We start from the raw sequence: 1,693 nt of genomic DNA, 5'->3' as shown, positions 1-1,693 counted from the left end.
GCGCGCACAGGACGGTGACCCCGACGCCTTTGACGTGTTGATCGACCGCCACCAGGGTCGCCTGTTCCGCATCGCCTACCTGGTGTTGGGGGACCGGCAGGACAGCGAGGACGTGGTCCAGGAGTCGCTGCTCACCGCGTGGAAGCGGCTGCATCTCCTGGACGACCCGGATGCGGTGCGGAGCTGGCTGTCCCAGATCTGCTCGCGTCGGGCGACCGACATCGCCCGCCGCCGGGCCCGCCGCTCCACCGACGCCCAGCCGCCCGAGCTCCTGAACGTCCACCGCGACGAGGGCCCCCGGTCCGACCCCGCGCAGACCACCGTGGTCAACGCGCAGATGCAGGCCCTGGCCCGGGTGCTCGGGACGATGGACCCGGATCTGCGGTCCTGCTGGACACTGCGCGAGATCGACGGCATGTCCTATCGGGAGGTCGCGTCCGCGCTCGACATCACCGAGTCCACCGCACGGGGCCGCCTCGCGCGTGCCCGCACGCACGTGATCGAATATATGAAGGAATGGCGGTGAACACCATGGACGGATCCTCCGGACCCGGTGGACCCGACGACGCCGAGGCCACCCGGCACTATCTCGATCAGATCAGTGCCCTGCACCGCGACTGGGACGAGCTCGAGAGCCGGGGCGACGACTCCGTGCAGCTGTCCGGTCGGGCGAGGTCGGCACTGGCGGAGGCCGTCCGCGCGGATGCCCGACACGGCGCGCGGGTGCAGATGCCTCCCACCGACATCGGCCCCTACTCGCTGACCGAACTCGCCCTGCGGACACTGATCCGCGACACCGTCGACGGCGTCCCGGGGGTGCTGAGTCTGCGGACCACCGTCGACCACGATCCGGTCGAGGGCTGGGGTACCCGCGGTCTGCCCCGCCGCATCGCGTGCCGCGTCTCGTTCGCGGCGTCGACCCCGGATCTGCCCGCCCTGGCGGACGCGGTCCGACAGGCGGTGCGTGGTGCGTGCGCCCGCGAATTCGACCTCGTCGACCTGGTGGTCGACGTCCACATCGAGGATCTTCATGAGAACTGAGCCGACGGCAGCGGAGTTGATCGACCTGGTGGTCGCCGTCCCCGGGGTCAACGGGATAGAACCCGGCATCGGCACCTCACTGCGGGCGCTCGATGCCCGCATACGGCGGGCCGGCCCGGTCCTGAGTCACTTCGGTCTCCACGTCGACCGCGACGGCAACAGGGTCACCGTCGAGGTGAGCCTGGACCCCTCCCGACCGGTCAGGCAGAGCGTGCGGGAGATCCAGTCGGTCCTGCGGGACGCCCTGGGTGCCTCGGTGCCGGTCGGTACCGAGCTCGAGGTGCGGGTGCAGTCGCTCCACCGGGGCTGAGCCCGCGGCGCGTGCGTCCGGCGCGCACACCGTTGGCGATCACCAGGATCTCCGCGAGCTCGTGCACCAGCACGACCGCGGCCAGCCCCAGGACGCCGGCCAGCGCCAACGGCACCAGCCCGATGATGATCGCCAGCGAGAGCCCGATGTTCTGCAGCATGATCCGGCGGGAGCGGCGGGCGTGCTGCAGCGCCCGGGGCAGGTGCCGCAGGTCCTCGCCGAGGAGGGCCACGTCGGCCGTCTCGATCGCGACGTCGTTGCCCATCGCCCCCATCGCGATCCCCAGGTCCGCGGTCGCCAGGGCGGGGGCGTCGTTGACGCCGTCGCCGACCATCGCCGTCG

The 1,693-nt window shown here is 71.5% G+C and carries 2 protein-coding genes and 1 pseudogene; 2 read left to right on the top strand and 1 reads right to left on the bottom strand.

Going from position 1 to position 1,693, the window contains the following annotated elements; translation table 11 throughout:
- Both G6018_RS13545 and G6018_RS13540 read left to right on the top strand, forming a co-directional pair.
- The coding region (locus G6018_RS13545) for an RNA polymerase sigma factor (protein ID WP_182639888.1) at positions 1–526 on the top strand (526 nt) is incomplete at its 5' end.
- Positions 517–1,041 carry a hypothetical protein gene (locus G6018_RS13540; protein WP_017838014.1) on the top strand — a complete coding sequence of 175 codons (525 nt, stop codon included), beginning with the start codon at positions 517–519 and terminating at the stop codon, positions 1,039–1,041. The genes G6018_RS13545 and G6018_RS13540, both read left to right, overlap by 10 nt.
- 200 nt (positions 1,042–1,241) lie before the next feature.
- On the opposite strand, the pseudogene G6018_RS13535 reads toward G6018_RS13540, so the two are convergent.
- Positions 1,242–1,693, bottom strand: a pseudogene (locus tag G6018_RS13535) (cation-transporting P-type ATPase); the annotation flags it as partial.

Origin of the sequence: Dietzia sp. DQ11-44 (assembly GCF_014145205.1) — a bacterium.
Taxonomy (GTDB): domain Bacteria; phylum Actinomycetota; class Actinomycetes; order Mycobacteriales; family Mycobacteriaceae; genus Dietzia; species Dietzia natronolimnaea.
This window is presented reverse-complemented; position numbering and strand designations above follow the sequence as displayed.